The 24,615-nt window shown below is 62.9% G+C and carries 22 protein-coding genes and 1 tRNA gene; 11 read left to right on the top strand and 12 right to left on the bottom strand.

Annotated elements, in window-relative coordinates:
• Positions 1 to 2: 2 nt before the first annotated feature.
• Positions 3 to 1,007, bottom strand: coding sequence for a LacI family DNA-binding transcriptional regulator (locus Q0949_RS01830; protein WP_299367721.1), 1,005 nt, complete (start codon positions 1,005 to 1,007; stop codon positions 3 to 5).
• A 114-nt stretch (positions 1,008 to 1,121) separates the two neighbouring features.
• On the opposite strand from Q0949_RS01830, the gene Q0949_RS01825 reads away from it, so the two are divergent.
• From Q0949_RS01825 to Q0949_RS01810, 4 genes are read left to right on the top strand one after another with little or no spacing between them, the layout of a single operon-like run.
• The gene (locus Q0949_RS01825; RefSeq protein WP_299367717.1) at positions 1,122 to 3,443 is read left to right on the top strand and encodes an aminomethyltransferase family protein; all 2,322 of its coding nucleotides are present in this window, start codon (positions 1,122 to 1,124) and stop codon (positions 3,441 to 3,443) included.
• Complete coding sequence (locus tag Q0949_RS01820) at positions 3,440 to 4,489, top strand: betaine/proline/choline family ABC transporter ATP-binding protein (RefSeq protein WP_299367715.1); 1,050 nt, start codon at positions 3,440 to 3,442, stop codon at positions 4,487 to 4,489. Before Q0949_RS01825 ends, Q0949_RS01820 begins: the two co-directional genes overlap by 4 nt.
• The gene (locus Q0949_RS01815) at positions 4,486 to 6,294 is read left to right on the top strand and encodes an ABC transporter permease subunit (protein WP_299367712.1); all 1,809 of its coding nucleotides are present in this window, start codon (positions 4,486 to 4,488) and stop codon (positions 6,292 to 6,294) included. The genes Q0949_RS01820 and Q0949_RS01815 overlap by 4 nt, the downstream gene beginning before the upstream one ends.
• A 35-nt stretch (positions 6,295 to 6,329) precedes the next feature.
• Positions 6,330 to 7,283 carry a glycine betaine ABC transporter substrate-binding protein gene (locus Q0949_RS01810; protein WP_299367709.1) on the top strand — a complete coding sequence of 318 codons (954 nt, stop codon included), beginning with the start codon at positions 6,330 to 6,332 and terminating at the stop codon, positions 7,281 to 7,283.
• 82 nt (positions 7,284 to 7,365) lie between these two features.
• Here the strand turns inward: Q0949_RS01810 and Q0949_RS01805 are convergent.
• From Q0949_RS01805 to Q0949_RS01795, 3 genes are all read right to left on the bottom strand, one after another.
• A tRNA-Arg gene (locus Q0949_RS01805) sits at positions 7,366 to 7,442 on the bottom strand.
• A 43-nt stretch (positions 7,443 to 7,485) separates the two neighbouring features.
• Positions 7,486 to 7,950, bottom strand: a complete 465-nt coding sequence (locus Q0949_RS01800; RefSeq protein ID WP_299367707.1) for a GNAT family N-acetyltransferase — start codon at positions 7,948 to 7,950, stop codon at positions 7,486 to 7,488.
• Positions 7,938 to 8,249 (bottom strand): ETC complex I subunit, encoded by a 312-nt coding sequence (locus Q0949_RS01795; protein ID WP_299367705.1) that lies wholly within the window; start codon positions 8,247 to 8,249, stop codon positions 7,938 to 7,940. Before Q0949_RS01795 ends, Q0949_RS01800 begins: the two co-directional genes overlap by 13 nt.
• A gap of 120 nt (positions 8,250 to 8,369) precedes the next feature.
• Between Q0949_RS01795 and Q0949_RS01790 the strand changes: the two genes are divergently transcribed.
• From Q0949_RS01790 to Q0949_RS01780, 3 genes are all read left to right on the top strand, one after another.
• On the top strand, positions 8,370 to 9,437 hold the full coding sequence (locus Q0949_RS01790; protein WP_299367703.1) for a hypothetical protein: 1,068 nt from the start codon (positions 8,370 to 8,372) through the stop codon (positions 9,435 to 9,437).
• Positions 9,438 to 9,517: 80 nt separating this feature from the next.
• Complete coding sequence (gene uvrB, locus Q0949_RS01785) at positions 9,518 to 11,719, top strand: excinuclease ABC subunit UvrB (protein ID WP_299367701.1); 2,202 nt, start codon at positions 9,518 to 9,520, stop codon at positions 11,717 to 11,719.
• A 58-nt stretch (positions 11,720 to 11,777) separates the two neighbouring features.
• The gene (locus Q0949_RS01780; protein ID WP_299367698.1) at positions 11,778 to 12,341 is read left to right on the top strand and encodes a hypothetical protein; all 564 of its coding nucleotides are present in this window, start codon (positions 11,778 to 11,780) and stop codon (positions 12,339 to 12,341) included.
• 852 nt (positions 12,342 to 13,193) lie between these two features.
• Here Q0949_RS01780 and Q0949_RS01775 read toward each other — a convergent pair.
• Complete coding sequence (locus Q0949_RS01775) at positions 13,194 to 13,400, bottom strand: cold-shock protein (RefSeq protein WP_299367695.1); 207 nt, start codon at positions 13,398 to 13,400, stop codon at positions 13,194 to 13,196.
• A gap of 212 nt (positions 13,401 to 13,612) precedes the next feature.
• Here Q0949_RS01775 and Q0949_RS01770 point away from each other — a divergent pair, with 212 nt between their 5' ends.
• Positions 13,613 to 14,032 carry a hypothetical protein gene (locus tag Q0949_RS01770; protein ID WP_299367692.1) on the top strand — a complete coding sequence of 140 codons (420 nt, stop codon included), beginning with the start codon at positions 13,613 to 13,615 and terminating at the stop codon, positions 14,030 to 14,032.
• Here Q0949_RS01770 and Q0949_RS01765 read toward each other — a convergent pair.
• Entirely contained in the window at positions 14,029 to 14,286 is a 258-nt protein-coding gene (locus Q0949_RS01765) for a zf-TFIIB domain-containing protein (protein WP_299367689.1), read from the bottom strand. The genes Q0949_RS01770 and Q0949_RS01765 overlap by 4 nt on opposite strands.
• A gap of 161 nt (positions 14,287 to 14,447) precedes the next feature.
• Here Q0949_RS01765 and Q0949_RS01760 point away from each other — a divergent pair, with 161 nt between their 5' ends.
• A complete protein-coding gene (locus tag Q0949_RS01760) occupies positions 14,448 to 15,098 on the top strand; it encodes a hypothetical protein (protein WP_299367686.1) in 651 nt (216 codons plus the stop codon).
• Between the two features lie 12 nt (positions 15,099 to 15,110).
• On the opposite strand, the gene Q0949_RS01755 is transcribed toward Q0949_RS01760, so the two are convergent.
• Together Q0949_RS01755 and Q0949_RS01750 are read right to left on the bottom strand one after the other, a co-directional pair.
• Complete coding sequence (locus Q0949_RS01755; RefSeq protein ID WP_299367683.1) at positions 15,111 to 17,393, bottom strand: glycosyl hydrolase family 28-related protein; 2,283 nt, start codon at positions 17,391 to 17,393, stop codon at positions 15,111 to 15,113.
• Between the two features lie 130 nt (positions 17,394 to 17,523).
• Positions 17,524 to 17,949, bottom strand: coding sequence for a tellurite resistance TerB family protein (locus Q0949_RS01750; RefSeq protein WP_299367680.1), 426 nt, complete (start codon positions 17,947 to 17,949; stop codon positions 17,524 to 17,526).
• A gap of 149 nt (positions 17,950 to 18,098) precedes the next feature.
• Between Q0949_RS01750 and Q0949_RS01745 the strand changes: the two genes are divergently transcribed.
• Together Q0949_RS01745 and Q0949_RS01740 are read left to right on the top strand one after the other, a co-directional pair.
• Complete coding sequence (locus Q0949_RS01745) at positions 18,099 to 19,676, top strand: lysine--tRNA ligase (protein ID WP_299367677.1); 1,578 nt, start codon at positions 18,099 to 18,101, stop codon at positions 19,674 to 19,676.
• Positions 19,677 to 19,791: 115 nt separating this feature from the next.
• The gene (locus Q0949_RS01740) at positions 19,792 to 20,193 is read left to right on the top strand and encodes a DUF4864 domain-containing protein (protein WP_299367674.1); all 402 of its coding nucleotides are present in this window, start codon (positions 19,792 to 19,794) and stop codon (positions 20,191 to 20,193) included.
• Here Q0949_RS01740 and Q0949_RS01735 read toward each other — a convergent pair.
• The 4 genes from Q0949_RS01735 to Q0949_RS01720 are packed head-to-tail and all read right to left on the bottom strand — an operon-like array spanning position 20,190 to position 24,517.
• Positions 20,190 to 20,831 (bottom strand): ABC-type transport auxiliary lipoprotein family protein, encoded by a 642-nt coding sequence (locus Q0949_RS01735; RefSeq protein ID WP_299367671.1) that lies wholly within the window; start codon positions 20,829 to 20,831, stop codon positions 20,190 to 20,192. The genes Q0949_RS01740 and Q0949_RS01735 overlap by 4 nt on opposite strands.
• Entirely contained in the window at positions 20,828 to 22,609 is a 1,782-nt protein-coding gene (locus Q0949_RS01730; protein WP_299367668.1) for an MlaD family protein, read from the bottom strand. Before Q0949_RS01730 ends, Q0949_RS01735 begins: the two co-directional genes overlap by 4 nt.
• Positions 22,610 to 22,628: 19 nt before the next feature.
• On the bottom strand, positions 22,629 to 23,396 hold the full coding sequence (locus Q0949_RS01725; protein ID WP_299367665.1) for an ABC transporter ATP-binding protein: 768 nt from the start codon (positions 23,394 to 23,396) through the stop codon (positions 22,629 to 22,631).
• Complete coding sequence (locus tag Q0949_RS01720; protein WP_299367663.1) at positions 23,393 to 24,517, bottom strand: MlaE family lipid ABC transporter permease subunit; 1,125 nt, start codon at positions 24,515 to 24,517, stop codon at positions 23,393 to 23,395. Before Q0949_RS01720 ends, Q0949_RS01725 begins: the two co-directional genes overlap by 4 nt.
• Positions 24,518 to 24,615 lie beyond the last annotated feature (98 nt).

Below are 24,615 nucleotides of genomic sequence, written 5' to 3'. Positions count from 1 at the left end.
CGTCACACGGGGCCGGTCGACCCGCGCACCACAAGGCGCGAGGGCAGATGCACCGCCTCGGGGCGCGTACCCTCTTCGATCCAGCGGTGCAGCGCACGCGCGGTCTGCCGCCCCATTTCGTCCAAAGGTAGCTGGATACTGGTCAGCGCAGGCGAGGTGGACCGCGACGCGGGCAGGTCCTCCATCCCGATCACCGAAATACTGTCCGGAATCGCGACCCCCAGCGACTGCAACCCGAACAAAGCGCCCAGCGCCAGAACGTCCGACGCACACAAGAGAGCCGTCACACCACTATCCTGACGGAAAATCTCCTGCGCACAATCCGCCGCCGCCTCGTACAGCAGCGGACGCTCGACGAATGTCGCCTCCGGGGGGGCCTTGTCCTGCAGCGCCGCAATGCGCGCGCGCGTCCGGTCGTTTGTGTCGACGGGGCCGTGCAACACCGCGATGTTCCGGTGGCCCAGCGCGGTCAGGTGATCCAGCGCCATCCGCGCAATTGACGCATTGTCATAGCCAATCGTGGGCAGGTCATGGCCCGGCGCGAAATAGGATGTCGCGATCACTGGCAGGCTTCGCCGCCGTACGCCCTGTTCGAACGCAGCGCTGTGCGTGATGCCCGACACGATCAGCCCCTCGATCCCGAGGTTCATCAGATCTTCGGCACGCTTGGCCTCCAGATCGGGATCGCCACCCGTTGTGGCCACCACCAGCGACAGACCGCACATGGCCAGCTCTTCTTCGAGCGCGTGCAGATAACGGGCAAAGATCGCGTGATCCAGCGTTGGCACCAGCGCGCCGATGATATGGGTCCGCCCGCTGTTGATGGCCCGCGCCGAAGGGCTGGGCACGAAATTCAACGCCTCGACCGAAGCCTCGACCCGTCGCCGCGTCTCGACCGACACCGGGCTGGTGCCGTTCAACACCCGCGACACGGTCGCCACCGACACCCCGGCATGGCGCGCCACATCCCGCATATTGCTTCGAAATTTTGACCGTTGTTGCGGCATGACAAGCACTTTCATGGTTCTTCGGAAAGAACGCAACGCAGAATTTCTTGACATGTGAAACTAGTTACACAAGCCTTGAAACTGGTTTCATAAACGATTCCACAAGGAAATTCAGTGGTTGATCAAACCGTCATACGGACGTTTTCGAACATGGGGCATCAGCGCCATGGCCGGAACTTTGCCGGGTTTCAGGACATCGGCGCCCCCGTTGCACAGTATATAGAGCCGCGCGGCTGCGTGCGGTTGTCCCTTGCGGCGGGCGACATTCTCCAGATCGGTGAACACGCCCCGCGCGCGCGGCTTGCACTGGCCGCATTCGGGCCGCGCGGCGGGCGGATCGAGGCGGCGTTTGGCCTGCCCGCGCCATCGCCCGTATCACTGGACGACTTTGACCACCGCCCGCTGACCGGGTGGCTGGCGGCGAACGGGGCCGACCCCACTGGCCCGTTCCACGCGACCTGCATCGACGGGCTGACGGAGCCGCTGGTGCTCAAGGCGCCGCAGGCCTGCGATGTGGTTGTCGCCCTGCCGCTGTCTCATGGTGCGCTGGTCGGGGGCCAATCGGTGGACACGGTCAAGCTGTCGTTGAAACGTGCAGGCGGAGGGCGGACCCTTCCGCCAGCCTTGGGCGACGTGCGCACGGAATTCACCGTCTCGCGCGCCTCGGCCATGGCCTACGAGGTGCGTGAGGGCGAGATCCTTCAGATCATCGACGTGGACGGACAGCAATGTTCCGACTTTCAGGCGTTTCGCAAATCCGCGCTCGACGCCGGGACCGAATGGATGATCGACGGCACCACGACCCGGTCCATGGTGCGCCGCGCCTTTCCGGGGCCGGGCCTGTTCGACAAATTCTATGACGGCGCGATGAAGCCGCTGTTGCAGGTGGTGCAGGATACCTGCGGACGCCACGACACATTCGGCCTTGCCTGCACCGCGCGCGGCTACGAGGAACGCGGGTTTCCGGGCCACGTGAACTGCTCGGACAACATCTCGAACGCGCTGGCCCCCTACGGTGTCGGCGCACGGGCGGGCTGGCCCGCCATCAACTTTTTCTGGAACACGTGGATCGATCCGCACCACCACCTGCAAACGGCGGAATCCTGGTCGCGACCGGGGGACTATGTCACGATGCGGGCGCTGGACGACTTGATCTGCGTCACCACCGCCTGCCCGGACGATATCGATCCGATCAATGGCTGGAACCCCACGGACGTGCATGTCCGCATCTACCGCCCCGAGACCAAGGTTATGCAGGCCATCGCCTACCGCAAGAAAGAAGACGCGCCGATGCAGATCTCGCAACCTTCCGCGTTTCACGAACGCCTCGCCCCGCTGACGGATCAGTTTGCGCCCGCGCGCGACCTGTGGTCGCCCATCGCCTTTCCCAGCTATGGCACCCAAGGCGAATACTGGGCCTGCCGCGAGGCCGCGACGCTGCAAGACATGAGCGGGCTGCGCAAGTTCGACGTGATCGGGCCCGACGCCGAACGGCTGCTGCAACTGGCCATGACGCGCGACATCTCGAAACTGGCGGTCTGGCGCGGCACCTACGCGCTGATGTGCGACGAAAGCGGCGAGGTCATCGACGACGGCACCCTGTTCCGGCTGTCCGATCACCTGTTCCGCTGGTGCTGCGGCTCCGAAGAAAGTGGCACCTGGCTCAATAGCCTCGCGGCCGAGCATGACATGCAGGTGCGCATCCACGACCTGCAAGGCGCGCTGCCCAACCTCGCCCTGCAAGGGCCGAAATCCCGCGACATCCTGCGCAAGCTGGTCTTTACCCAGCCGCACGTGCCCAACCTCGACCAACTCAAGTGGTTCGGCGCGACCGTCGCCCGCCTCAACGACCGCGAGGGCATCCCCTTTCTGCTCACCCGCAGCGGGTATACCGGCGAACTGGGCTACGAACTCTTCTGCTCGCGCGACAACGCGCTGCCGCTCTGGGATGCGCTGATGGAAGCGGGCGCGGAATTCGGGCTCAAACCCATGGGGTCCGCCGCCCTCGAAACCATCCGGATCGAGGCCGGTCTGGCCGCCAGCGGGGCCGAGTTCACCGCAGGCTGCGACGCGTTCGAGGCCGGACTGGGGTTCGCCGTCGATCTGCGAAAAACGACCTTTGTCGGTGACGCCGCATTGCGCCGCAACGCCCAGTCGCCCCGCCGGGCGCTGGTGGGCCTGCACCTCGATTGCGACGACGTGCCTGTCCACGGCGCGCCTGTCTTCAAGGGTGAACGCCAGATCGGTCAGGTCACCTCGGCCACCAAATCCCCGATGCTGGGACACGCCATCGCCATGGCGCGCCTGTCCGTCGAACACGCCACACCCGGCGGTCTGGTCGATGTCGGCCAGCTGGACGGACGCATGAAACGCCTGTCCGCCACGGTCGTGACCGTGCCCTTCATCGACCCGAAAAGAGAAAGAGCCCGCGCATGAGTGTCGTCGAACTTGAAAACGTCTGGAAGGTCTTTGGCGAACGCGCCCCCGAGGCGATGAAGGCCATCCGCGCGGACGGGATCGGCAAGGCCGAGGTGCTGGAACGGTTCGGCGCGGTCGTCGGGGTCAAGGACGCGTCGTTCAGCGTCGAAGAGGGCGAGATCTTTTGCCTCATGGGCCTGTCCGGGTCGGGTAAATCCACGCTGGTACGGCACATCAACCGGCTGATCGAACCCACCGCGGGCACGATCCGCATCATGGGCGAAGACATTGGCGCGATGAAAACCGAACAGCTGCGCGCCACCCGCGCGGACAAGATCGGGATGGTGTTCCAGAACATGGCCTTGCTGCCGCACCGGTCGGTGCGCGACAATATCGGCTTTGCGCTCGAACTGCGCGGCATCGACGGCTACACCCGCGCGCAGGCTGCGGACCGGGCGCTCGAAACCGTGTCGCTGCACGGCTATGGCGACCGGTTGCCCTCGGAATTGTCTGGCGGGATGCAGCAACGCGTCGGCCTCGCCCGCGCCCTGGCCGCCGATCCCGAGATCCTGTTGATGGACGAGCCGTTCTCGGCACTCGACCCGCTGATCCGCCGCAACCTCCAGGACGAATTCCTGGGCCTCAGCCAGAATTTGCGGAAAACCACCGTATTCATCACCCACGACCTCGACGAGGCGATCCGCATGGGCGACCGCATCGGCATCATGAAGGACGGTGAAATTGTCCAGATCGGCACCGCCGAAGACATCGTGACCGCCCCCGCCGACGACTATGTCGCCGACTTCGTGGCGGGTATCTCGCGGCTCAAGCTGGTGTCGGCCTCCAAGATCATGACCAGCGTCGACGCCTTTGCCGCGGTCAACGGCAACGTTGACCTGTCCGCAGGCTGCCCAGAGGCCGCACCGGACGATGACCTCGACACGCTGGTCGGTCTCAGCACCGGATCGGACAAACCGGTCCTCATCAAATCGGACGGCGCCGTTGTGGGCATCGTCACCAAGGACACCCTCCTGCGGGGTCTGCAAGGGGGAGAAAGCACATGAGCGGGGCAGAGCAGCGCGAGATCGACGATCGCGACGTCGGCATCGAAACCTTTGTCGAACGGGCCGAAGGGTACTATGCGCCGACATTCGAACGCGTGCAGCGCGGCAGCCTGCCCCGCTGGCATGTGAACATCTGGGCGCTGCTGGTGCCGTGGGCCTGGGCGGCGGCGCGCGGCGTCTGGCTGCTCTTCTGGCTGTCGCTGGCGATTGACGTGCTGGCCCTCGTGTGCCTGATGCAGGTGGTCAAATTCTCGCCCCTGCTGGCCGAGGCACAACTGGATGCCGCCGCCAACAGCACGCTGGTGGCGCGCTATTCCACATGGGTCACGAATTACGGCTGGGCCGCCGCGATCCTGTTCATCGGCGGCAGGTTCTGGATGGGCAGCAGCGCAAACCGCTGGTATTTCTCCCAATATTCCCGCTGGCGCATCGATCAGGCCGTGCCCAGCGGCGTCGACATGAAACGGTTGATCCTCGGGCTGGTCATCGTGGCCATCGTGGCCCCGCTCACAACCTACCGCGCCACACAATTGCGGCTGGATGAGCGCGCCTGTTTCAACCAGATGCGTGCAGGCGAGGCCGTGGGCCAGCTGATGCCCAGCTATGGGGCCGCGGATGTGACCGCGCTCTTGACCTCCATCGATGCCGACATCGCAGACATGCAGACCCGCTTTGACGCGCTGGACGCCATCGACGGGCGGACCGAGGCGCAGAATGCCGAACGCAGCCAGTTGCGCCGCGACGTACGTGACCTCAGCCGCGAGCGCGAGCAGGTCAGCGATTTCCAGACCATCTCTGCCGTGGACCGCTTTGACTGCGCCTTCATTGACGATTTTCCGACGCTGGCGCGGCTTGACCCTCCTGCGGACGTAACTTACCGCCGCGTGCCCAACGAAGACGCGATTGCCCAGGGCGACGAAGACGCCACCAAGGTGATCGCCCAGATCAAGGACCCGGTCGAAGGCCGCAAGGTCACCGTGTTCACCTACTCCGCCGAAAGCATCGACATCGGCATCAACAAGCTGCGCGCGCAATATGCCGGGTTCTTCGATGCGATGACGAACGTCCTTCGGCAGTCGCTGATCCGGGTCGAGGTCGCGTTCATGCAGACCCCGTGGCCGGTGGTCGCCTTCCTGTTCCTCGCGCTCAGCTGGGCGTTTGCGGGCAAGGGTACAACCGTCTTCGTGGGCGCGTCACTAGGGTTCCTCGCGCTGTTCGAACTGTGGCAGATCGCCATGCAGACCATGGCGCTGGTGGTCGTCTCCACCGCTGTCTGCGTCTTTGTCGGCCTGCCCATCGGCATCTGGATGGCCAAGAACAAGTACTTCCGATGGATCACCGAACCCATCCTCGACGTGATGCAGACGATCCCCTCGCTCAGCTACCTTGTGCCTGCGGTGGCCTTCTTTGGCATCTCGCAACCGCCCGCGGTGCTGGCCACGGTAATTTTTGCGATGCCGCCGATGATCAAGCTGACCGCCCTCGGCATCCTGCAAGTGCCCGAAAGCACCAAGGAAGCCGCCCTCGCCTTCGGCGCTTCCGAACGGCAGTTGCTGCGCAAGGTCGAATTGCCCATGTCGATCCCCTCGATCATGGCCGGGCTCAATCAGACGATCATGCTGGCGCTGTCCATGGCGACCATCTCGGCCTTTATCGGGGCCGAAGGGCTGGGCGCCATCGTGACCTCCGCCCTGGGGGATGCCAACGCGGGCAAGGGCCTTCTGGCCGGGATCGCCATCGCGCTCGTTGCGATGATGATCGACCGTATCCTCAAGGGGATCCGCAACTCCTTCAGCCGAATCTGACACCCATAACCAATTCAACACAACGGGAGAAACCAATGAACATGTTGAAAACAGCCGCGCTGACGAGCGCCCTGGCCATCGCCGCCGCCGGCGCATCGGCACAGGAAAAGGTCACCTTTTCCGACCTCAGCTGGAATGGCGCCCAAGCCATCGGCCACGTCCTGTCCACCATCATCGAAACCGAAATGGGCGGCGACGCCGAAATCGTTTCGGGCATGAACCAGGCCGCGGTCATCATGGCCGGCATGGACAAGGGCGACGGCTCCATCGACGTCTTTACCGACATGTGGATGCCCAACCAGCAGGCGCTGTGGGACGAATACATCGACGGCAACGGCACGGTCAAAACCAACCAGCCCTATAACGGCACCTCCAACATCTACGTGCCCACCTACATGGCCGACAAGGTCAGCAGCATCGAGGACCTCAAGAACCCCGAGATCGCCGCGATGTTCGACACCGATGGCAATGGCAAGGGCGAATACTGGGCCGGTGACGTGACCTGGGCCTCGACCAAGCGCTGGCAGATCAAGTTCAAATCCTACGGCCTCGATGGCCTGTGGGAACCGAACATCGTCTCCGCCGACACGTTCAAGGCGGGCCTCGAGGCCGCCTATACCTCCGGCAAACCGCAGCTGTTCTACTACTGGACACCCGAAGCGATCCACGTGAAATACGACCTGACGGCTGTAGAAGAGCCCGCACGTTCCGACGGCTGCGAGGACGTGAACCTCGACGCCGAAGACTGGCTGGAAGTGTCGGAATTCAACTGCGTGATCGCCTCCAACGAGATCTTCGTGGCCTATTCCGCATCGCTGGAAGAGCGCAACCCGGCCGCGGCCAAGATGCTCTCGAACGTCCAGTTCACCGGCGACGAGATCAACGGCTGGATCGTCGAGATGTTCGAAAACAAGCGTGACCCGCGCGAGGTGGCCGAAGACTGGATTGCCGACAACAAGGACACTGTCCAGTCCTGGATCAACGGCTGATCCGACCTGACCCTTGTGCCGGGGTGTTTTATCCCGGCACATACCGCCACGACCCCGTGGCCAACACACATCCCGAAAATTCTGGCGATCCCTGAAGGACTCGAACCCTCAACCTGCTGATTAGAAGTCAGCTGCTCTATCCAGTTGAGCTAAGGGACCGCTGCCCCCGTCATGCCGCAGGTGCACCCGCAGGGCAAGCGGTTCAAAGCGTGCGGGTCATGAAAACGCTCAACGGGTCTTCGACATAGTCCCCGAAGGGCGCGCAGGCCTCGAACCCGTGGGCCGCATAAAGCGCGCGGGCGGGTGCAAACAGGTCCGCCGATCCGGTCTCAAGGCTCAGCCGAGCCAGCCCGGCATTGCGCCCATGGTCCATCAGAGCGCGCAGGATGGCCGCGCCAACGCCACGCCCCCGCGCCTCTTGCCGCGTGTGCATCGACTTCAACTCGCCATGATCCGGGGTCAGCAGCGCCATGGCACCCACACCCAGAACATCGATGCCGTCGCGCGCCGCAAAAAGGACCGCGCCCTTTTCCAGCAGCGTGCCCGGCTCCATCACATGGCAGCTTTCTTCGGGGGACGACGCCCGCATCAATTCGAAATGGCGCAGCAACAGCGCCGACACATCCGGCTGATCCGGCGTGTCGCGGGCGACGATCAGTGCGTCCATGCCCCGCGCCGACCGGTTGCGAAATTCTCGCCATATCCGCCGGGGCGGATGTTGGCGCGGCGCTTGTTGGGCTCCTGCACCTGCGCGTCGATCTCGTGCTCGCGGGCGTAATCCAGCGCCGCTTCCTTCGTGTCGAACGTCATGCGCACCTGCGCCTGCGTGTCCGAGGACGATGTCCAGCCCATCAACGGGTCCACCGACCGCGCCGAGGACGGCGCAAATTCCAGCACCCAGTGCTTGGTCTTGGCCGTGCCCGAGGACATGGCCGTCTTGGCAGGTTGAAAGATGCGTGCGCGCATGGGACTGCTCCGTTTGAGAACGGCCCACTATATCCCCAATTCGGTGGCCTCTCGCAAGGTGCGAATTGACCCATCCCGCGCCGCTTGACCCATGCGGGCTGGCGACCTTACGGTCGCCCAATGGGAAAAGACCGCGGGACATCTGCACAGGGCCTCTCGCAACCCGGCCTCCTGATCGCTGCCGGGTTCTTTTCTGCGGTGTTCATCGGCGCGGCACAGGATGTGGCTGTCTGGATCCACTGCCTGACCCGGCAGGATTGCATCAAGGGGTCGACCAACGTCATCAACGCCAAATATGCAGGCCTTGCGCTTGGTTCCATGCTGTCGATTGTCGTGGCGGGGCTGGCCGCGCGCCACCGCCGCAAACCGGTGCAGGAGGCGCTGCTGCTGATCATCGGCATCTTTGCCGCCGGTCTGATGGCCCTGCTCAAGATCGCCGTGGGGGATCGGCTCTATCCTGATGCGGCGGTGGTGGATGTGCCGCTGTTCATATACGCCGTTCTGGTCACCCTCGTGCTGACGCCCCTGTTTTTCCTGCGTGACCGGCACAGCCCGCGTCTGGTCTGGCTGCTCTATGGCCGCTTCGCCATGGCGACCCTGTTGGGCGCGCTGGTGACGCTGGCGCTGTTCGGTTTTGAGCCCAGCAGCCATTTTCTACCGCACGTGCCGGGGCCGCAATACATCCTGTTGCCCTATGCCCTGATCTGCCTGCCCGCCGCATGGGCCAGCATGTGCGCGGCCCCCCTGTCGCGCCTGTCGCGCAGCGCCTTTTCGCGCCGGGCGCGGCTGGCGTGGCTCGCGCTGTTCGCGGGTCTGACCCTGGCCTATGCCGCGCTCTATGGCCTGACGCCCGACATGCTCAAACGGGCCGAGATACCCGACCGGAGTTCTTCCGCGGCCCTCGCCGCGTTCCTGTTGGTGAGCGCCGTGGCCACGGGGGTGATCGCATCCACGCTGACCGCCCGCCGGGACAAGGCAAGCGCCCTGGCCGCCGTGGTCTTCTGCGCCATCCTCGGGGCCTTCGCCGCAGCACGCGTGGTCTTGCCCGCGACAACCACTTTGCTGCCTGCGTCACAGGTGCATGTCGGCCTGCAATTCGGCCTGTGCCTCCTGGGTACCGGCATCGTCTGCACCTGCCTTGACGGGATCATGCACAGCCTGAGGGCACGCACCGCCCCCCCTCGCTGACCACGTCCACTCCTGCCAGTTTTCGTCAGCAGCTGTCCCGCGCCCCTTGCACAATGCAGGCTTTGGCCCAAGTTACGCCCATGGCCTATGCACACACCGATTCTCAGCCCGAAACCTACCTCGCCAACCCGGCCGAGGATGTCCGCACCCGCCTCAAGCTCGAAGGCGGCAAGCGGCTGGTCATGCAGACCGAATTCCAGCCCGCAGGCGACCAGCCCACCGCGATCAAGGAACTGAGCGCGGGCGTTCTCGACGGCGACCGCGATCAGGTCCTGCTGGGCGCCACCGGCACGGGCAAGACCTACACCATGGCCAAGGTGATTGAGGAAACCCAACGCCCCGCGATCATCCTCGCCCCCAACAAGACGCTCGCCGCGCAGCTCTATGGCGAATTCAAAGGGTTCTTCCCCGACAACGCCGTCGAATACTTTGTCAGCTACTACGACTACTACCAGCCCGAAGCCTACGTGGCGCGGTCCGACACGTACATCGAGAAAGAATCCCAGATCAACGAACAGATCGACCGCATGCGCCACTCGGCCACGCGGGCGCTGCTGGAACGCGATGACGTGATCATCGTGGCGTCGGTGTCCTGCATCTACGGCATCGGCTCGGTCGAGACCTACGGCGCCATGACCCAGGATCTCAAGGTGGGCAAGGAATACGACCAGCGCCAGGTCATCGCCGACCTCGTGGCCCAGCAGTACAAACGCAACGACCACGCCTTCCAGCGGGGCAGCTTCCGCGTGCGCGGCGACAGCCTCGAAATCTTCCCCGCTCACCTCGAAGACCGCGCGTGGAAACTCTCCTTCTTCGGCGAGGAACTGGAATCCATCACCGAATTCGACCCCCTCACGGGCGAAAAATGCGACACGCTCGACCACATCCGCGTCTACGCCAACTCGCACTACGTCACGCCCAAACCCACGATGAACCAGGCCATCATCGGCATCAAGAAAGAGCTGAAAATCCGCCTCGACCAACTGGTCGGCGAAGGCAAACTGCTCGAAGCACAGCGCCTCGAACAACGCACCAACTTCGACCTCGAAATGCTCGAGGCCACAGGTGTCTGCAACGGCATCGAGAACTACTCGCGCTACCTCACCGGCCGCGCCCCGGGCGAACCGCCCCCCACGCTTTTCGAATTCATCCCCGACAACGCCATCGTCTTTGCCGACGAATCCCACGTCTCCGTCCCCCAGATCGGCGGCATGTACAAAGGCGACTACCGGCGCAAATTCACGCTGGCTGAACACGGGTTTAGACTGCCCTCCTGTATGGACAACCGACCTCTCAAGTTCGAGGAATGGGACGCCATGCGCCCGCAATCGGTCTTCGTCTCCGCCACTCCGGCGGCATGGGAAATCGAACAGACCGGTGGCGTGTTCACCGAACAGGTCATCCGCCCCACCGGCCTGCTGGACCCGCCTGTCGAAATCCGCCCGGTCGAAATGCAGGTCGATGACCTGCTGGACGAGGTACAAAAGGTCGCCAAACAGGGCATGCGCACCCTCTGCACCACGCTGACCAAACGCATGGCCGAGGACCTCACCGAATACATGCACGAACAGGGCATCCGCGTCCGCTACATGCACTCCGACATCGACACGCTGGAACGGATCGAAATCCTGCGCGACTTGCGGCTTGGCGCGTTCGACGTGCTGATCGGCATCAACCTGCTCCGCGAGGGGCTCGACATCCCCGAATGCGGGCTGGTCGCGATCCTCGACGCGGACAAGGAAGGGTTCCTGCGCTCCGAAACGTCGCTGGTGCAAACCATCGGCCGCGCCGCCCGGAACGCCGATGGCCGCGTGATCATGTACGCCGACAAGATCACCGGGTCTATGGAACGCGCGCTGGCCGAAACCAACCGCCGCCGCGCCAAGCAGATGGCCTATAACGAAGAACACGGCATCACGCCCGAAACGGTCAAAAAGAACGTCGAGGACGTGCTGGCAGGCCTCTACAAGGGCGACACGGACATGAACCGCGTCACTGCCAAGATCGATGCGCCTCTCGCAGGCGGCAACCTCCAGGCCGTCCTCGACGGCTTGCGCGCCGACATGCGCAAGGCGGCCGAGAACCTGGAGTTCGAAGAAGCCGCCCGCCTGCGCGACGAGGTCAAGCGTCTGGAAACCGTCGATCTGGTCGTGGCTGATGACCCTCTGGCGCGGCAATACGCGGTGGAAAAGGCCGTGGACGACGCGCAAAAGGCGTCCGGCCGGTCAACGGCTGGGCGTGCTGGTCAGAGGGGTGGAAATGTGAAGCGGCGGAAGCGGTGAGCGCGCAGTCTCTACATTGGACTGTTCAAACCAAACCAAAGTTCGATATTCTAAATTCATGATCTCGTTTCGTTTGATTCTTCTTTGGGCTCTATCGGTTGTAGCAGGCTCCACAAATGCCCAGCCGTATGAGGGAGAAACAGTCTTCGCGAAAGGTGCTTGGCGGGTCGAACTAACTCACAATACGTCAACTGGAAGTCTTTGGTGTGCTGCGGAAACCAGTAACAATGCCGCACAATCAATGAGCGTGATCGCCTATGACAATAGTACATTGGCCTTTTTCTTGATTGACCACGATTGGAACTTGCAACCACGCAGTGTCAAATTTCTGTTGGACATCGATTATTCGCGTTGGACTATGACAGGTAGCGCCGACGGAATCGGCGTATCGTTGAACATGAAAGACGTGGAAAAGTCGGTCACTTTTCTTACTGAACTGCAAAAGGGCCGTGCTGTTGCAATCTACACAGCGCAAGGCGAACGCTTGGCCACCTTTTCATTGAGCGGGTCTTTTGCAGCTATTACTTCTTTGTTTGAGTGCTGGGAAGCGATTGCACCAAACCAAGACCCATTCGGAAATGATGCCGACCCCTTTGGTTCATCCGCCGACCCTTTCAATTAATTTAACCAATACATCAACGGTAGGGTGGGCAATCTGCCCACCAACCACCTATCAATTCCTCAAAAACATGGTGGGCAAATTGCCCACCCTACTCCCCATATGCCCCCTCCAAAACCGCACCACACCATTCCGGCTCAACCCGCCCCAACCGCACATCCCGATGAATGGACGAATACGGCCACTCAACCGCCCGTTCGACAAACCCATGCTTCACCGGGTTCCCCCAACAATACGCAACGTGCGCGCGGTAGTCCGCATCATCCCGGATGCAATGCTCCCAAAACCGCCGCTGCCAAACACCAACCTCGCGCTTGATCTCTTTGCTTTAGCTGCGCGGATGAACGCCCCCGACTGCATGTGAAAACCTGGCTTTGATCTTGCGCCAACGCTCCGAATAATTCGTATCGCCCCGCGGCAACGTCCAGACCGCGTGTACGTGGTCCGGCAAAACGACCATCGCGTCACACCGAAATGGATGCTCTTCCCACGTCCGTGCGTATGCGATCCGAAAGCGGTCGATGTGATCGACAAGCATGGTCTCACCCCGCCGTGCGAGGTTGACCGTAAAGAAATACGTGGCCCCATCGACCCGGAAACGACGATAATTCGACATGACCGGATCATCTGGCGGGATGGTTAACGAACCATGTAGGGTGGGCAATCTGCCCACCGCACGGAAAAATGGCGTATCACGCAACCCATCCCGCGTGCCCATTTGGCCAAGCGCCACACGATCTACACCCCATTAACCATCTGATAAAAATCAACGTTTCGCGCACGAAACAAAAAACGCGGCCCCCATACGGGCGCCGCGTTCAAAATCCTCAAGGCGGGGCTCACCCCGCCCAGCACTTACGCCAGGGCGATGTTGACCGCGCTCTCGCGGCCGTCGCGGCCTGCTTCGAGGTCGAACGTGACCTTCTGGTTGTCGGCCAGACCCGTCAGGCCCGAACGCTCAACCGAGCTGATGTGGACGAACACGTCCTTGCTGCCGCCGTCGGGAGCAATAAAACCGAAACCTTTGGTGGTGTTGAACCATTTCACTGTGCCAGTGGCCATGTGATGTCTTCCTTCAATAAATACCGCTCACGGAATGCAGCGGTCCGGCGTAGGCGTCTTGATCGAGAGACTGGTCGCCGTGAGGAAAAACAGAACATCGAGTAGAAAAGGCTATGCCCGCCTGCCCTGACAGCATCCGGCGCAAAGCACAAGCTTTATTCCCGGTCAGCTTGGGCCTGTTCCGGGCGGGTTTCCGCTCTAGCTTGGACAACATGCGCATTCTGACCCTGCTTGCCGTCATGGCCACACCCGCCCATGCGTGGGAGTTCTCGCCCACGCCGATCTGCACGCTGACCCACAGCGAGGGCGCAGTGGACGTGGCCGTCACTTATGATCATGCCACCGCGCTCTATGCCATTTCCGTGACTGGCCCGGACGGCTGGCCCGCGGCGCAGGCGTTCTCGATCCGCTTTGACGGGCCGCGCCCCAACACGATCTCGACCACACGGCACGTGGTCGACGGACAGACGCTGACCGTGACGGATCAGGGCTTTGGCAATGTTCTGGACGGGCTGGAATTCAACAGCACCGCCACCGCGTTCACGCAAACGGCGGTGGTTCAGGTGTCGCTGGACGGGGCGCAAGCACCGGTGCAGGCCTTTCGCGCCTGCGTTACCGCCCCGATCGCCTAAAAGTCGAAGATGTCGCCCAGCAGGTCGCCCATGCCCTTCTTGCGCTTGGGACGGCGTTGGTCGTATCCGCGGTCATCGGACCCGCGTGTCTGAACCGGCGGCGGCGGCGGTGCCGCATAGGCGCTTGCCCGCTCGATGATCTTGTCCAGCTCACCCCGGTCCAGCCACACGCCCCGGCATTGCGGGCAATAGTCGATCTCGACCCCACTGCGGTCCGTGATCACCAAAGGGGTTCCGTCGATGGGGCATTGCATGGGGCGTCTCCGTTCGGATGCTGTTACGTTAGGGAAATGGGGGGGCATCAGCCGAAAAACCACCCCGCTGCGGCAACCCGTCCGCCAAAATACACGCCATAACCTTCTGTTAACCATGATCGGGCCTACTTGGCGGGTGTTTCACCACCCAAAGGCGCGCCATGCGACTGCCTCTGCTCCTTATGCTCATGATCCTGCCTGTGCCGGTGCTCGCCGGTGCATGGTTGCAGGAGGAGGGGCGCGTGTTCCTCTCCTACGGAGCGACGTATCAGGATGACGGCCGACTGGACGGGTCGCTCTATGGCGAATACGGGCTCCGGCCAAAACTCACCCTTGGCGCCAAGGTCGACATCGACATGACCGACGGACGGTCGGGCGACGGGACGGTCGTAATCTTTGCCCGCAGGCCCGTCGGGCGCACCGACCGGCCTTCCCGGTTCGCCTTTGAGATCGGGATCGGCTCCACCTTTGGGGATGTATCTGACCCGCTGGTGCGTACCGGCCTCAGCTTTGGGCGCGGCCTGACCGTGCGGGACAAGAACGGCTGGCTGGCGATTGATGCAGCGGTAGACTGGGCGGTGGATGACGGCACCGACACCTACAAACTAGACAGCACATTCGGCGTCTCACTGACCGACCGGATGAAAGTCATGATGCAGGTGTTCATCAGCAACGCCGGATCCTCGACCACAACCACGCTTGCGCCTTCGGTCATCTGGCAACCGGACGCAAAAACCCCCAGCTACCAGCTGGGGGTCGAAGCGGACGACGACACCGTCGCCGTCAAGTTCGGGATCTGGCGGTCGTTCTGAGACCGCCCACCGTCACTTGTCCATGCGCACCGTGGCCCGGATCTGACCGCGCACCTCGGATGCGAACTCGAGCGTAAACTCGTCGTCATTCGCGCCTGCACGCCCCTGTCCCACGGGATTCTCATAGACCTTGACGTTGCTGTTGTTGCGCAGATCCCCCGTCAGTGCGACGGAATCCACGAACTGACAGAACCCTTCAAAGGGCAGCTTCTTGCTTGTGCCCACCGTCCATGTGCGCTGGTTCGTGCTTTGGGTGTGCAGCACCACCAGTGGGTTTTGCGCATGTTCCGACACGTTGTGATAGGAATTGCCGTCATAAAACACCGACTGGTTCCGGTCATGGTTCAGGTCGGCAAAGCTGGTGTCGACGCGTTCAGCACGGTCAATCGTCCCGTTGATCGACCGGAACCGGTTGCCCTTGACCGTGATGCCGTTCAGGAAATGGCCCGACCCGTGCGGCTTGACCACAAGATAGCTGAACCAGGGCGCAACCGCGCTGCACAGGAACACATTGTCCGTCAGGCTGAACGAGCTGAAGGAGAACCCGGAGGTGAATTCCGGTGTGGGGTCGCGTTCATTGGTCCATTCGACAAAACAGTTGTCGATGTAGTTGCCCGAGATGACCGATGCGGTGAAATTGTCCTGCAGGATGATCCCCGCCGTCCGTACGCCGCCCGACACACCGTCACCCTGAAAGAAGTGGTTGCCCATCACCAGGTGGTTCTGCCCCGCCAGAACGGCAAAGTGACGGAACTGGGTCGCCCGGCAATCGCGTAGCTTGATGTCATTGGAGTTGACGTTTAACGCAATGGTGCTGCGCTGATCCACCGTTTCGCTTTCCTCGTTGGACAGGAACTGGCACCGGTCGATCAGCAGGCCCTGACAGCCGCCGCCGATGGACGTGATACCGCGATCCTTGGGCCGGCTGATGAAACATTCCTGCAATTCGAATGTCGGCCCCGCGGGCGCCAGCAGGATGCCGGAACACTTGCCGTTACACTGGAACTCGATGTTGGACATGTTGAACTTGGACAGCTTGGAAAAGCCGCTGAGATCGACAAGGTACTGGAACCGGCGGAACGTGTAGTTTTGCGTGCCTTCGGCGTCATAGAGCGGCGCATTCAGCTCAATCTCGCCCGCGGCGACGTTCTTGCTGCGCACATAGATCTCGCGCCCCACGCCGTTGCCGGTGACATAGGCACCCACGGGGATATTGGCGATGTTGACCACGTTGGTCAGACGGCGTGCGTTGGATGCGCTGTAGGTCGCCTGGCTGGTGGCCACCACGTCGTCCCAGTTTTCCTCTGCCGCCTCCAGCTGGCCATTGCGGATCACGCGGCGCGTGTTGAACTGGTCGCGATTGGGCACGGCAGCCTGCATGTCCAGCGGCGCTGTGATGCGCACGCGACGACCGCCCAGGTCCAGGCTCTCGTGGTCGGACGAGTTCAGCAGGGCCTGGAACGCCTTCTTGAAGGCCAGCTCCTCGTCCTTGAACGCCTCGATATAGGTCGGCAGGTCATAGGACTTGCGCAACAGCAGCATCTTGTCCACCGGCATGCTCAGCGTGCCTTCGAATTTCACCTGTTCCTCGAACGCCACGTCCTTCTCCAGGCGGAACGTCCCCTCGGGCACCAGAACCGTGCGCCCGTTTGCGGCGGCGATGGCCGCGTCAAAGGCGTCGCTGTCATCGGTGACACCGTCACCCACCGCGCCGAAATCGCGCACATCCACCAGCGACACCAGATCGCGCAAAAAGAACGAGGTCACATCCTCGATCTCGATGTCGTCAATGCGCACGATGCCGCCATTGGGCCCGGTCAGGTCGATGCCGAAATGGCCGTAGACAGCCAGCGGCCCCCACACCATGTCCACGCCGCCACGATTTCCCGCGCCCACGATGGCCGACACCTCGACCACGTCACCATAGGAATTCAACGTCGTGGCAGTGCCCACGGTCGTCACACCCGACACCGGATCCCCATTGCCCCGCGCGGCATAGGCCGACACGCGCACGGTCGGGAAACTGCCGCTGATCGCCTTTACCCGCGCCGTCACGCGCAAATAGCAACCCGGCAGCATGGGCGTCTCGCCCATATAGCGCACGCGCGTCGTGTTGGCGTTTTTCTGCAACTCCAGCGCGCCGCCAAAATCCTGATCGGCGGGCACAAAGGCGGCATTGGCTGCATTCGCATAGGTGTCAGAGCCCGGCGTGCCATCGCCGCTCGACCAAACACCCAGACCGTTCGCAAAGCTCGGCGGCATCAGCACGACGCCATCAGTGATCGCCTTGTTCATCCATTCATCCCTTTTCACGCAAAGGCCGGGGGCTCCGGCCGGTTCGGGCTATGGAAATATCAACGGATGGTTAACGGGCAGTCATGGGGGCGTACGGTGCGGGCCGGGGTCCGTGCAACGGCACGTGCAATTACAGGACGGTGTGCCGGGCCCGCGCGCCGCGTTCGATGGCGGCAGCATGCAGCCGGTCGATGTTCAGCTCGTAACGCATCTCTTCCAGCAAGCGCAGCTCCGCCTCCTCGAGCGCGCCATCCGCTGCAGCCACGTCGCATGCCAGCGCATAGGCCGTCTCGAACAACCGCTCGGGCAGCGCCGTGCGCACCAGACCAAAGAGCGCGTCCAGCCCGTCTTCCTGTTCAAAGAGGTCAAACACCGTCTGCGCGATCACGTTCAACCGGTCCAGATCGTAATCGGCAAACACCGGCAAATGGTTCACTGCCGAATTGATCTTCACCAACTCCGCCGTGCGGATATCTTCGTCAGAGGCGGAAATCGCGATCATCATCGCAACCAGCGCGTCCTGTGGGGTCAGCGAAAGCTGTTCGGTCTCGGCCATTTCATGGTCCTTTTCAGGGCTGTTCCCTTCTCAATATTGACGCTTGGACGCCCCCGCAATAGGTAGCGGCGGGATGTCGCCCCCCTTTGGACAGGGCGACACGGGGCCGTGCGCATCGGGCGCAGGCCAAAGCTGTGGGACAAAACCTGATGTCGACGATGCGTGACGCCGCGATGACGAGCAAAGCCTGGCCGTTCGAAGAAGCGCGCAAGGTGCTCAAACGCTACGAAAAAGCGCCGCCCGAGAAAGGGTATGTCCTGTTCGAGACCGGCTATGGCCCATCGGGTCTGCCCCATATCGGCACCTTCGGCGAGGTGGCGCGCACGACCATGGTGCGCCGCGCCTTTGAAATCCTCTCCGACATCCCGACCAAGCTGATCTGCTTTTCCGACGATCTGGACGGCATGCGCAAGGTGCCGGGCAACGTGCCGAACCCGGACGCGTTGCAGGAACACCTGCAAAAGCCGCTGACATCCGTGCCGGATCCGTTCGAGAAATTCGCGAGCTTCGGGCACCACAACAACGCGATGCTGCGCCGGTTCCTCGACACGTTCGGCTTTGAATACGACTTCATCTCCGCCACCGAATTCTATCAATCCGGCCAGTTCGACACGATCCTTCTGCGCGCCGCCGAACGCTATGACGACATCATGAAAGTGATGCTGAAGTCCCTGCGCGAGGAACGCCGCCAGACCTATTCGATCTTCCTGCCGATCCACCCAGACACGGGCCGCGTCATGTACGTGCCCATGAAAAACGTGGACGCTGCAAACGGCACCATCACCTTCGATGACGAGGACGGCACCGAAATGACCCTGCCCGTCACCGGCGGCAACGTGAAACTGCAATGGAAGCCCGACTTCGGCGCCCGCTGGGCTGCCCTTGGCGTGGATTTCGAGATGTACGGCAAGGACCATTCCACCAACACGCCGATCTACGACCGCATCTGCGAGATCCTGGGCGAGAAAAAGCCCGAGCATTTCACCTACGAACTGTTCCTCGACGAAAACGGCCAGAAGATCTCCAAATCCTCCGGCAACGGGGTCAGCATCGACGAATGGCTCACCTATGCCAGCGCCGAGTCGCTGTCCTATTTCATGTATCAAAAGCCAAAGACCGCCAAGCGCATGTATTTCGACGTGATCCCCAAGGCGGTGGACGAATATCACCAGCAGCTGCGCGCCTATGCGGGACAGGACGACACCGCGCGGCTGAACAACCCGGTGTTCCACATCCACGGCCACAACGTGCCCACCTCCGACATGGTCGTGCCCTTTGCGATGCTGCTCAACCTCGCCTCCGTATCCTCGGCCGAGACCAAGGACACGCTCTGGGGCTTTATCCAGCGCTACGCGCCCGACACCGGCCCCGACACCCATCCCGGCATGGATCAGGCCGTGGGTTTTGCCGTGCGTTACTACAACGACTTCGTGAAACCGGCCAAGACCTACCGCATGCCCACCGATCCGGAGAAAGAGGCTCTGATGGCGCTGCGCGCGGCACTGGCCGAATATGACGGCCCCGTCGAGGACGAAGCGTTGCAATCAGTTGTCTATGCCATCGGGCGCGACCGTTTCGATCCCCTGCGCGGGTGGTTCACGGCCCTCTACGAGGTGCTGCTTGGTGCCAGCCAAGGCCCCCGTTTCGGCGGGTTCATCGCGCTATATGGCGTGAGCGAAACCATCGCCCTGATCGACAGCGCGCTCGCGGGCGAGCTGGTCGGTTAACCATTTGGTAACGAAGTGTCCCCGCGGGGACACTTCGGTTTGCCCCCCCCTTGGCACGCCCTTCGCGCACGCTACCATTGTCTCAGGCATCCGTCCGGGACAGAGGAGGTAACGCATGCGTAAATGGGTGATTGGCGCGGTTCTGGCCGCAGGACTCTCAGGCGCGGCCTTTGCACAAGGGTCCGAGATCCAGGGCGTGATTTCCAGCCAGCTCGAGGCGTTCAAGGCCGACAACTTTGCTCAGGCCTTTACCTTTGCCTCACCGGGCATTCGCGGCATCTTCCGCACGCCCGAGAATTTCGGCCGCATGGTCACCCAAGGCTTTCCCATGGTCTGGCGCCCGGCCGAGGTGACCTATCTCGGGCTCGACAATGAAAACGGCGTGCTGTCACAAACGGTGCGCATCGTGGACGGCGACGGCGCGGTGCACCTGCTGAAATACCGCATGCTCGAAACCGATGACGGTTGGAAAATCAACGGCGTCCAGATCCTAGAGGCACCGGGGGTCAGCGCCTAACCGGCATAGCGCTTGATCTCGCGGATGCTCCATTCCACGGAATCGCGCATCGTATCGCCCAATGCCTCGTCAAACGCCGTGACCACATCGCGCGGCGCGTCCGACAGGGCCGGCACCACCTCTTCGAACGACCGCGACGCGATGATCCGGTCCTCGAACGCGTCGATCAGCTTGATGTTCAGCCGCACATCGACGCGCAAGGGCGCGTCCGGATCACCCTGCGGCACAATCGCCTGGAATTCGCGGATGTCCGTCACGATCAGGAAATCGGCGCGCAGCCCGATGGTCGAACTGCCCACCGCGGGCACGCGTTTGCTGTTCTCGAAACTCTCGATCAGCAGCGCCTGCACGATCAGCGGCGCCCGGTCGACCCAGCGCGCGTCGGGCAGATACTGCACCTGCAACGCATTGGGCTGCACCGCGATCTGATCGGTGTCCACCGATGCGGTCGCGGTCGGCTGCTCCACCACGATCTGGAACCGCAGGTTCGGCAGGCCCGGATCAAACGTGCTTTTCGGCGTCAGCACATAATTGTCCACGGGGCGCGCCACCTCCGTCAGGCTGGCCAGCCCCGAACACCCGGCCAGCGCGGCCCCGATGACAGCCCAAAGGGCAAGATTGCGAACGGTATGGATCATCTGCGGAACCTTGAATTTTGCGTGCCCAGCAGGAACCGTCCGGGGTCGCGTTCGATTTTGTTGACCAGCCGTTCGAGGTTGACGGTCAGGCTGCGCGCTTCTTCGGTAAAGCGCAGGAATTCCGGCAGGCCAAGGCGCAGAAACTCGGAAATCTGGCGCTCGTTGCCCGACACGACCTCGTCCAGGGTCTTGGCAAAACTTGCCGCCGAACGCGAGGCGGCCAGCACCTCGTTCGACACCGCGTCGATATTTTGGGACGCGTTTTGCACGGTGTTGGTAAAGGTGGACGCGGCCTGCCGCAGATCACCGATCACCCCATCCGACGACTCGCTGAAGGTCGAGGCAAAGGTCGACGCCGCGGCGCGCAAGTCGTCCAGAATGCCGCCGATGTCGTCCTGAATGACCTTGTTGGCATTGGCAAAGGTCCGCGATGCGATGTCCAGCGTTTCGGTGGCCCCCGTCATCGCCGTGGTTACCCAGCCCAGCGTGTCATTGGCGTTGTTGAACGTCGTAGTAAAGGTGTCGAGCGCGCCCGACGCTTCGGTCGTCAGCGCATCAAGCCGCGTGGCCAGCGCCGCCGTGCGCGTACCCACATCGTCAATCACCCGCGTGGCCGTCTGCGACGTGGTGCGCAGGTCATCGGCCAGCGGCGACAGCTGATCGGTCATCAAACGGTCAAAGCCGGTGGCGGCCTGATCCACGGATTTCAGCGTCGTCTGCGCATCGCCCAGTGCAAGGATCGCACTGTCGGCGACGGCGTCAAAGCGGCCCACGACGCGCGCGGCCTCGCCCCCCACATCCGTCAGCACGCGGGTGGCGGTCTGCGCGGTTGCGCGCACGTCATCCGCCAGCGGCCCCAATTGCGTGTCGGCCAGCGCCGCGACGCTCTGCATGGCGGTGTTGGCGCTGTCGAGCGTGGTTGTGGCACTGTCCAGCACCGTTTCACCGCGCGCGGCCAGCCCGTCGATACGGCCCGCAATCCGCGTGACATCCGCGCCCGCACTCGCGATCACATCCGTGGCGGTGCGCGACGTGAGGCGCAGATCCTCTGCCAACGGCGCGAGACTTTCGGTGGTCAGTGTGCTGACGTCGCCCAGGGTTACCGTCGCGGCAGACAGCGTGGTCTCTGCCGTATCCGACAGCTGCTCAAGACGCCCGGTAAAGGCCGCGATCTCGCGCGCGGCATTGCCCAGATCGTCCGACAGCGTCTCGAAATTGGCCAGCACACCGTCGAGCCGTTCGGAGGACGTGGCGAGGTTCGACACCAGCGTGCCCACCGCGGCCTTGTTGTCGTCGTTGAACACGTCATTGACGTTCTCCAGCAGCACGATGGCGCGGCTAAGCAGTTCAGGCGCCCCTTCGAACACCGATTGCAGCGCCGTCCGTTCGGACGGGATCGTCGCACCTGAGGCCAGGGGATCCGCCGCTTCGGATCCGCCGGTCAGGCCGACAAAGCTGACCCCGGTGACACCCTGCGATTGCAGACGGGCGCGGGTTTCGGAGTTGACGGGCGCATCCGCCGACACTTCGATGCGCACGCGCACCTGCGAGGGGTCATCCGCGTCCAGATCCAGATCGACCACCTGCCCCACGGGCAGACCGTTGTAGCGGACGTCGCTCGCCGCACCCAGGCCCGACACGTCCTCGAACAGGATATCGTAATAGGCGTATTGCTGATCGACCTCGACCTTGGCCAACCACAGCAACAGGCCCAGCGCGCCAAGGATCCCCCCCAGCGTGAACAGGCCGATCAATGCGTAATTGGCTTTGGTTTCCATGGTGGCGGCAGCCTTTGGTCTATGTCTTGGCCTGCGCGGCACGGGCGCGCGGACCGGTAAAGTATTCCTGCACCCACGGGTGATCGACGTCGGTCATCCCCTCGATCGGGCCGGTCACCAGCACCTTCTTTTCGGCGAGCACAGCAATTCTGTCGCAGATCGCGTAAAGAGAGTCGAGGTCATGCGTGACCATGAACACGGTCAGCCCCAAAGAGCGCTTGAGTTCGCCGATCAGGTCGTCATAGGCCGCCGCCCCGATGGGATCGAGCCCGGCGGTCGGTTCGTCCAGAAACACGATCTCGGGGTCCAGTGCCAGCGCGCGGGCCAGCGACGCCCGTTTGCGCATCCCGCCCGACAGTTCCGAGGGAAGTTTTCCGCAGGCCAGAGGCGGCAGGCCCACGAGGCTGATCTTGAGCTGGCCGAGGCTGCGCATCAGTGCGGGGCTGAGGTTGAGGTGTTCGCGCATCGGCGCCATCACGTTTTGCAGCACCGACAGCGAAGAAAAGAGCGCGCCGTCCTGAAAGGCGACGCCCCAGCGTTTTTCGGCCGTCAGGCGTTCCTCGCGGCTGCCGTTCAGCACATCCGCGCCCAGCACTTCGATGGACCCGGCAGCAGGCCGGTTGAGGCCGACGATGGTGCGCAGCAGCACGGATTTGCCGGTGCCCGACCCGCCGACAATGCCCAGCACTTCGCCGCGCCAGACATCGAGATCCAGATTGTCATGCACGACTTGCCGGCCAAACTGATTGCGCAGCCCGCGCACCTTGATGATCGCGTCGCCGGTCACAGGCCCAGCTCCGCAAAGAAGATCGAGAAGACGGCGTCGGCCACGATCACCAGAAAGATCGACTGCACCACCGAGATCGTGGTGTGACGCCCGACGCTGTCGGCAGAGGATTGCACCTGCATCGCCTGCCAGCAGGCCACGGTGGCGATGATCGCGGCAAAGACCGGTGCCTTGATCATGCCGATGATCAGGTGCCAGACGTCGGTGTTTTCCTGCAACCGCGTGATGAACATCGACGGGCTGACACCCAGTTCGATCCAGCTCATGATTGCGCCGCCCAGCAGGCCCGAGACATTGGCGATAAAGCCGAGGATGGGCAGCATGATCACCAGCGCGATGACGCGCGGCAACACGAGGACTTCGATCGGGTCGAGGCCGAGGGTGCGCATCGCGTCCAGTTCCTCGCGGACCTTCATGGACCCGATGGATGCGGTAAAGGCCGAACCGGACCGGCCCGCCACGATGATGGCGGTCAGAAGGATGCCCAGTTCGCGTAGGATCGAGATGGCAATGAGGTCGACCACAAAGACCTCGGCCCCGAACTGGCGCAGTTGCGAGGCCCCCTGAAACGACAGGACCACCCCGATCAGAAAGCTCATCAGGACCACGATGGGAATGGCGTTGAAACCGGTTTCCTCCATCTGGCTGACCAGTGCGGCGGTGCGCCAGCGGCGCGGGCGAAAAAGGCAGGTGACGAGGCTGGCGAGCGTTTGGCCGACAAAGCTCATCAGCGACATGACGGATGCACCGACGCCTGCGGTTTTCTCACCGATCCCGGCCAGCCAGGGCACCAGCCCGCGCGCAGGCGCCTCGACGCCTTCTTCTTCGGGCAGGGCCGCGATCACAGTGTCGATCAGTTCGGCGCGTTGCCCGTCGGTGTCGATCAGGTCGACCCGGTCGCCTGCGGCCTCAAGGCGCGCCTTGAGGTCGGCGATCATCCAGGCCCCGCCCGTGTCCAGCGCCTCGATCCCGTCCAGATCGATGCGCACGGTGCCGCCCTGCGGGGACGCAGTGGCGAACGCCCGTTCCACGTGGCCCAGATGTTCGGTAACCAGCCGCCCGGTCAGGCGGATCGCGGGCGCGGGGCCGCTGTCGTCAAGGGTCAGGGTCGGCGTGGACATGCAGAGGTTCCGGGGCGCAGCAGACATCAGGCTTTTGCGCCTGATTTCAGAAGACTAGCCCAAAGGATCAGGCAGGGAAAGCAGGCCGCGAAACCCCT

It is taken from the genome of uncultured Tateyamaria sp., assembly GCF_947487805.1.
GTDB lineage: Bacteria > Pseudomonadota > Alphaproteobacteria > Rhodobacterales > Rhodobacteraceae > Tateyamaria.
The sequence above is the reverse complement of the archived record's forward strand: the minus strand, read 5'-3'. Positions and strand labels throughout refer to the sequence as shown.

Bases quoted from the DNA above. Each gene is read 5' to 3' on its own strand.
- Q0949_RS01830 (WP_299367721.1), bottom strand. From the start codon at position 1,007: ATGCCGCAACAACGGTCAAAATTTCGAAGCAATATGCGGGATGTGGCG.
- Q0949_RS01820 (WP_299367715.1), top strand. From the start codon at position 3,440: ATGAGTGTCGTCGAACTTGAAAACGTCTGGAAGGTCTTTGGCGAACGC.
- Q0949_RS01815 (WP_299367712.1), top strand. From the start codon at position 4,486: ATGAGCGGGGCAGAGCAGCGCGAGATCGACGATCGCGACGTCGGCATC.
- Q0949_RS01810 (WP_299367709.1), top strand. From the start codon at position 6,330: ATGAACATGTTGAAAACAGCCGCGCTGACGAGCGCCCTGGCCATCGCC.
- Q0949_RS01800 (WP_299367707.1), bottom strand. From the start codon at position 7,950: ATGGACGCACTGATCGTCGCCCGCGACACGCCGGATCAGCCGGATGTG.
- Q0949_RS01795 (WP_299367705.1), bottom strand. From the start codon at position 8,249: ATGCGCGCACGCATCTTTCAACCTGCCAAGACGGCCATGTCCTCGGGC.
- Q0949_RS01790 (WP_299367703.1), top strand. From the start codon at position 8,370: ATGGGAAAAGACCGCGGGACATCTGCACAGGGCCTCTCGCAACCCGGC.
- uvrB (WP_299367701.1), top strand. From the start codon at position 9,518: ATGGCCTATGCACACACCGATTCTCAGCCCGAAACCTACCTCGCCAAC.
- Q0949_RS01780 (WP_299367698.1), top strand. From the start codon at position 11,778: ATGATCTCGTTTCGTTTGATTCTTCTTTGGGCTCTATCGGTTGTAGCA.
- Q0949_RS01775 (WP_299367695.1), bottom strand. From the start codon at position 13,400: ATGGCCACTGGCACAGTGAAATGGTTCAACACCACCAAAGGTTTCGGT.
- Q0949_RS01770 (WP_299367692.1), top strand. From the start codon at position 13,613: ATGCGCATTCTGACCCTGCTTGCCGTCATGGCCACACCCGCCCATGCG.
- Q0949_RS01765 (WP_299367689.1), bottom strand. From the start codon at position 14,286: ATGCAATGCCCCATCGACGGAACCCCTTTGGTGATCACGGACCGCAGT.
- Q0949_RS01760 (WP_299367686.1), top strand. From the start codon at position 14,448: ATGCGACTGCCTCTGCTCCTTATGCTCATGATCCTGCCTGTGCCGGTG.
- Q0949_RS01755 (WP_299367683.1), bottom strand. From the start codon at position 17,393: ATGAACAAGGCGATCACTGATGGCGTCGTGCTGATGCCGCCGAGCTTT.
- Q0949_RS01750 (WP_299367680.1), bottom strand. From the start codon at position 17,949: ATGGCCGAGACCGAACAGCTTTCGCTGACCCCACAGGACGCGCTGGTT.
- Q0949_RS01745 (WP_299367677.1), top strand. From the start codon at position 18,099: ATGTCGACGATGCGTGACGCCGCGATGACGAGCAAAGCCTGGCCGTTC.
- Q0949_RS01740 (WP_299367674.1), top strand. From the start codon at position 19,792: ATGCGTAAATGGGTGATTGGCGCGGTTCTGGCCGCAGGACTCTCAGGC.
- Q0949_RS01735 (WP_299367671.1), bottom strand. From the start codon at position 20,831: ATGATCCATACCGTTCGCAATCTTGCCCTTTGGGCTGTCATCGGGGCC.
- Q0949_RS01730 (WP_299367668.1), bottom strand. From the start codon at position 22,609: ATGGAAACCAAAGCCAATTACGCATTGATCGGCCTGTTCACGCTGGGG.
- Q0949_RS01720 (WP_299367663.1), bottom strand. From the start codon at position 24,517: ATGTCCACGCCGACCCTGACCCTTGACGACAGCGGCCCCGCGCCCGCG.